The 4,969-nt window shown below is 61.0% G+C and carries 6 protein-coding genes and 1 pseudogene; 3 read left to right on the top strand and 4 right to left on the bottom strand.

What is annotated here, in order from left to right:
* From prfA to A3754_RS17890, 3 genes are all read left to right on the top strand, one after another.
* Positions 1-757: peptide chain release factor 1 (gene prfA / locus A3754_RS17900; RefSeq protein ID WP_063520790.1), on the top strand; the 757-nt coding region annotated here is incomplete at its 5' end.
* Positions 758-762: 5 nt separating this feature from the next.
* Entirely contained in the window at positions 763-1,590 is an 828-nt protein-coding gene (prmC, locus tag A3754_RS17895; RefSeq protein WP_063520789.1) for a peptide chain release factor N(5)-glutamine methyltransferase, read from the top strand.
* A 98-nt stretch (positions 1,591-1,688) separates the two neighbouring features.
* The gene (locus tag A3754_RS17890; protein WP_063520788.1) at positions 1,689-2,444 is read left to right on the top strand and encodes a molybdopterin-synthase adenylyltransferase MoeB; all 756 of its coding nucleotides are present in this window, start codon (positions 1,689-1,691) and stop codon (positions 2,442-2,444) included.
* On the opposite strand, the gene A3754_RS26715 is transcribed toward A3754_RS17890, so the two are convergent.
* From A3754_RS26715 to gatB, 4 genes and pseudogenes are all read right to left on the bottom strand, one after another.
* The gene (locus tag A3754_RS26715) at positions 2,429-2,569 is read right to left on the bottom strand and encodes a hypothetical protein (protein ID WP_156497061.1); all 141 of its coding nucleotides are present in this window, start codon (positions 2,567-2,569) and stop codon (positions 2,429-2,431) included. The genes A3754_RS17890 and A3754_RS26715 overlap by 16 nt on opposite strands.
* A gap of 67 nt (positions 2,570-2,636) precedes the next feature.
* Positions 2,637-3,419: a cyclic nucleotide-binding domain-containing protein gene (locus A3754_RS17885; RefSeq protein ID WP_063520787.1), complete on the bottom strand. Its 783-nt coding sequence runs from the start codon at positions 3,417-3,419 to the stop codon at positions 2,637-2,639.
* Between the two features lie 132 nt (positions 3,420-3,551).
* Positions 3,552-4,370 carry a crotonase/enoyl-CoA hydratase family protein gene (locus A3754_RS17880; RefSeq protein WP_063520786.1) on the bottom strand — a complete coding sequence of 273 codons (819 nt, stop codon included), beginning with the start codon at positions 4,368-4,370 and terminating at the stop codon, positions 3,552-3,554.
* Positions 4,371-4,520: 150 nt separating this feature from the next.
* A pseudogene (gene gatB, locus A3754_RS17875) lies at positions 4,521-4,969 on the bottom strand (Asp-tRNA(Asn)/Glu-tRNA(Gln) amidotransferase GatCAB subunit B); the annotation flags it as partial.

The raw sequence follows: 4,969 nt of genomic DNA, 5'->3' as shown, positions 1-4,969 counted from the left end.
CGCTAACGTGTTCCTCGAAGTCCGCGCCGGCACCGGTGGCGACGAAGCGGCCCTTTTTGCCGGCGACCTGTTCCGCATGTATTCCAAGTATGCGGATCAACGCGGCTGGAAAGTGGAAATGGTCAGCGCCAGTGAGGGCGAGCACGGCGGGTACAAGGAGGTGATTGCGCGGGTGATCGGTGAGGGCGTCTATTCGCGCATGAAATTCGAATCCGGGGCCCACCGGGTGCAGCGGGTGCCGGCTACGGAATCCCAGGGGCGGATCCATACCTCCGCCTGTACGGTGGCAATCATGGCGGAAGCCGAGCAGCTGGGCGATATCATCATTCGCAACGAAGACCTGCGCATCGATACCTACCGCTCCTCCGGCGCCGGTGGCCAGCACGTCAACACCACCGATTCTGCCGTGCGCATTACGCACCTGCCCACCGGCGTGGTGGTGGAATGTCAGGACGAGCGCAGCCAGCACAAGAACAAGGCCCGCGCCATGAGCCTGCTCAGCGCCAAACTCTATGATGCCCAGCAGAACGCGGCCCACGCGGAGCAGGCGGCGGAGCGCAAATCCCTGGTAGGCTCCGGTGACCGCTCCGAGCGCATCCGTACCTACAATTACCCGCAGGGCCGGGTGTCCGACCACCGCATCAACCTGACCCTGTATCGCCTGGGCGAGCTGATGGAAGGGGACATGGATGAATTGCTCGGCGCCTTGCTGGCGGAGTACCAGGCCGATCAGCTGGCCGCGCTGGGCGAGAGCTGATCGCCATGCGCATTGACGCCGCCCTGCGCGATGCGCGTAGCCGGTTGAGCGATTCTCCGAGCGCCGCGCTGGATGCGGACCTGCTGTTGTGTCACGTGCTGGGCAAGCCGCGCAGCTACCTATTTACCTGGCCCGAACGCGAACTGAGCACTGCGCAGCAGGCCGACTTTACGTCCCTGCTTGGCCGCCGGGTGGCGGGCGAGCCAGTGGCGCACTTGGTCGGCGAGCGGGAATTTTTCGGCCACTTGTTTCGGGTGACCGCCGATACCCTGATTCCCCGCCCGGATACGGAAACCCTGGTGGAAAAGGCCCTGTCACTGGATGTGCCCGCCGAGGCGCAGGTGGTGGATCTGGGGACGGGGACCGGAGCCATCGGCGTTTCCCTGGCGCTGGCGCGGCCGGATTGGCATGTCACCCTGGTGGATCTGAGTGAGGCCGCCTTGCAGGTGGCCGCTGACAACGCTCATCGGCTGGGGGCCGCGGTGACCTGTTTGAAGGGCAGCTGGCTGTCGCCCTGCCCGGGGCCGTTTGATCTGATCATTAGCAACCCGCCTTATATCGAGGAAAGCGACCACCATCTGGATGAAGGGGATGTGCGTTTCGAGCCCCGCTCGGCGCTGGTGGCGCCCAATAACGGGTTGGCGGATTTGGCTGCCATTACTCAGCAAGCCGCCGGCAAACTGGTTGCCGGCGGTTGGCTGTTGCTGGAGCATGGGTTTGAGCAGGGTGAGGCAGTGCGCATTCTGTTGACGCAGGCCGGCTTCGTGCAGGTGGGTACGGTACAGGATCTGGGTGGCAACGACCGGGTCACCTTTGGGCAGCACCCGGTGTAGGCGAAAGCCTGCTTGCGATCTTCAGGCTTGCGCCGTCACTGTCATAGATCGGCTTTGCGTGTCAGCGTGAAGCCGTGTTGCATGCAGCGAGTCTTTTCATGTTTAACGACGAGCAACTCAATCGCTACAGCCGCCAATTGATGGTGGATGAACTGGATCTGGACGGGCAGGAGGCGCTGGCAGCCGCCCGGGTATTGATCGTCGGTTGCGGTGGTCTGGCCAATCCGGCGGCGTTATATCTTGCGGGCGCCGGTGTCGGGCAGCTGGTGCTGGCGGACGACGACCGGGTGGAACTGAGCAACCTGCACCGGCAGGTGGCGTTTCGCGGTGACCAGGTGAGTCAGCCCAAGGCCGAGGCACTGCGTGATCAACTGCAACTATTGAACGCGGATGTGGATGTGCGCTCGGCAGTGGTGCGCGTGGACGATGCCTGGCTGGATGACGCCGTTGCGGAGGCGACTCTGGTGCTTGATTGCACCGACAACTTCGTCACTCGACAGGCCATCAATCGCGCCTGCGTGGCCCATGCCAAACCTCTGGTCAGTGGTGCGGCTATTCGCATGGATGGCCAATTGGCAGTGTTTGATTTGCGCGCCGCAGACAGCCCCTGCTACGCCTGTGTGTACGGGGACGGCACGGACGGTGATCTGGCCTGTAGCGAGGCGGGGATTCTCGGCCCAGTGGTCGGTGTGGTGGGAACCTTGCAGGCCCTGGCGGCCATGCGAACACTGTCCGGTGCCTCGGTGGCATCGGTGCTGCATTTGTTTGACGGCCGGACGCTGGGCTGGCGTCAGGTGGCGATTCCCCGCGACCCCCAGTGTCCGGTTTGCGCGGCGCGTCAGTTGCCGGGTTGATTGTCCGTGGTGACCGGTGTGTCCTGCATGCCTTCGGCCATGATCGGCGGGTCCTCCGCCATGACGCCAATCAGAACCAGAACGATGACCACAATCAGAAACGCCCATCCGATAAGATGTTTCATGGTGAGCCGCCCTCCCTGGGTGGTGGCTGAGGTTATGCTTTCTGGCCTGGAGGCGATCGCCGTCGGATCAGGCCGACAGCTCCACCACCTGGCCATTCAATGATTTTACCTGCCGGGCCATGTCCGTCAGCAGGCTGTGGATCATCCCCGGGTTGGTGCGGATCAGGTTCTTGAACTGGTGCTTGGGCACCTTGACCACTGAGCAGCGTGATTTGGCCCGCACCGTGGCGCTGCGCGGTGAATGCGTGAGCAGGGCGATGGCGCCGAGCACTTCTCCTTCGCTGACGTGGCCAACAACCACATTATCCACCAGCACATCCGCTTCACCTTCGAACAGGCTGAAGACATAGTCGGCGGGTTCGCCCTGGTGAATGATGATATTGCCGGGCTCAAAATAGGCGAAGCCCGGTGTGGTGTGGTGCTCTTCGGGCACATGGGCGGCGAGAAGCCGTGTCAGCATGCCTTGCTGGGTGGTAAGAATCCGGGTCCACAGCCGCGCCATGTGTTCGTCGGCGAGAACCGCATCCACCAGTTCGACGGTGGGGTAGGCCCCGAGCAGCACGGAGCTTTCCGCGTAATAGGTAATTTCATCGTTGCCGGCGTCGGGGAGGATCAGGTCGCCTTCATCCCAGGTGAACAGCTTGCGGTCCTGACAGCGCATACCCAGCATACCGCCTTTCACCACGTAGGTGGTGTCGCGACACATGCCGTATTTCAAGGCATCGTCCGTGGGCGCCAGCGGCAGGGTTTGTGGCTGCAGCGGTAGCTGACCGATCAGTTCGTTGACGAGACGTTTGTACAGGCGGGTCAGGGCGGAAAAGCCGCCGCTGGCTTCGGCTACAGAAATCATGCGCTGCCTCAATAATGGTCGGTTTCTGCATTGAGTATGCCGCAAGATCCCGAGAGGAAACAGGGCTCGCTTGGCAGATTGATGAGGAGGGAAAGGCACCGGGGCAAGGCGCCCCGGTGTGTGCGAATCGGTTCAGTAATCCCGTTCGCGAGGGCCGAATGTTGGCGCTTCTTTTTTCATGTTGGCCTGCATGGCGCGGCGCTGGTTTTTGCTGCGCAGCATTTTGAATTGCAGTTTGCTTTCCACGTCGAAAGCCTGGGCTTCCGGTACGTTCCAGCTTTGCTGGAACAGGGCCTTGCTGGCGCTGATGGCATCCGGTGAGCGGGTCTTGATCGCCTGTGCCAGTTTTTCAGCTTCTTCCAGGGGGTTGGTCGCCACGCGGGTGACCAGGTTCATGGTTTTGGCTTCGTCACCGTTGAACAATCGCCCGGTCATGGTCAGTTCCTTGGCCACGTCCATGGGCACCAGTTCACGCAGGGTCACGGTGCCTGTCATGTCGGGAATCATGCCCCACTTGATTTCCATGATGGACATTTCGCAGTCCGGTGTGGTGATGCGAAAATCCGCTGCCAGCGCAATCTGCATGCCGCCGCCGTAGCAATAGCCGTGCAGCACGGCGATCACCGGGATGGGCAGTTCGCGCCAGCACCAGCACACTTCCTGAAAAAGATTGGTTTTCTTGATGCCGTATTTGGTGAAGCTGCGCAGCAGTTTTACCGGCTGCTTCATGACGGTGCCGAAATCCAGCCCGGCACAGAATGCCTTGCCGTCGCCCTGAAGAATGACGGCGCGTAATTCACGGTCCTTGCGAATCAGGCGGGCGGTTTCCACCAGCCCCTCCATCATCGGGAAATCCAGGCCGTTATATTTATCGGCCCGGCTCAGGGTGACGTAGGCGATGGCATTTTTCTTTTCCAGGGTGACGCGGTTCTGGAAGGTTTGCGTGGTCATGGTTGGATCCTGTTAGAGGTCGCACGTCGGAAGTCTGACGTCGGACGCAAAGTCAAAACCCGGCGCGGCAGGGTTTGCAGTGAACGCATTGCTGCCGTACGGATTGTTTTTCAGGCGTCAGACGTCCGACTTCAGACGTCCGACCCTCCATCACTTTTCCAGCTTATCCTTCAGCAACTGATTCAACTGCTGCGGATTTGCCTTGCCCTGGGTGGCCTTCATGGCCTGGCCCACAAAGAAACCGATTTTCTTCTTTTTCTTGGCGTCGTCGGAGTTGCGGTAATCCTCAACCTGGGGCGCATTGTTGGCGATGATGTCGTCAACGATTTTTTCCAGTTCACCGCTGTCGCTCATCTGCTTGAGGCCCTTGGCTTCAATGATGTCGTCCGGGTTGCCTTCGCCGGCCCAGCAGGCTTCGAATACCTGTTTGGCAATTTTCGAACTGATGGTGCCGTCTTTCAGGCGGGCAATCAGCTGGCCCAGCTGTTCCGCACTAACCGGGCTGTCGGCAATATCTTTTTCTTCGGCGTTCAGTTTGGCGGCCAGTTCACCCATGACCCAGTTGGCGGCCAGCTTGGCGTCACCGCCGGCTTTGGCGG

This window comes from Alcanivorax sp. HI0083 (assembly GCF_001635175.1).
This window is presented reverse-complemented; position numbering and strand designations above follow the sequence as displayed.

Excerpts from the sequence above, each read along its gene's own strand:
- A3754_RS17880 (WP_063520786.1), bottom strand. The coding sequence starts at position 4,370 with ATGACCACGCAAACCTTCCAGAACCGCGTCACCCTGGAAAAGAAAAAT.
- A3754_RS17890 (WP_063520788.1), top strand. The coding sequence starts at position 1,689 with ATGTTTAACGACGAGCAACTCAATCGCTACAGCCGCCAATTGATGGTG.
- A3754_RS26715 (WP_156497061.1), bottom strand. The coding sequence starts at position 2,569 with ATGAAACATCTTATCGGATGGGCGTTTCTGATTGTGGTCATCGTTCTG.
- A3754_RS17885 (WP_063520787.1), bottom strand. The coding sequence starts at position 3,419 with ATGATTTCTGTAGCCGAAGCCAGCGGCGGCTTTTCCGCCCTGACCCGC.
- prmC (WP_063520789.1), top strand. The coding sequence starts at position 763 with ATGCGCATTGACGCCGCCCTGCGCGATGCGCGTAGCCGGTTGAGCGAT.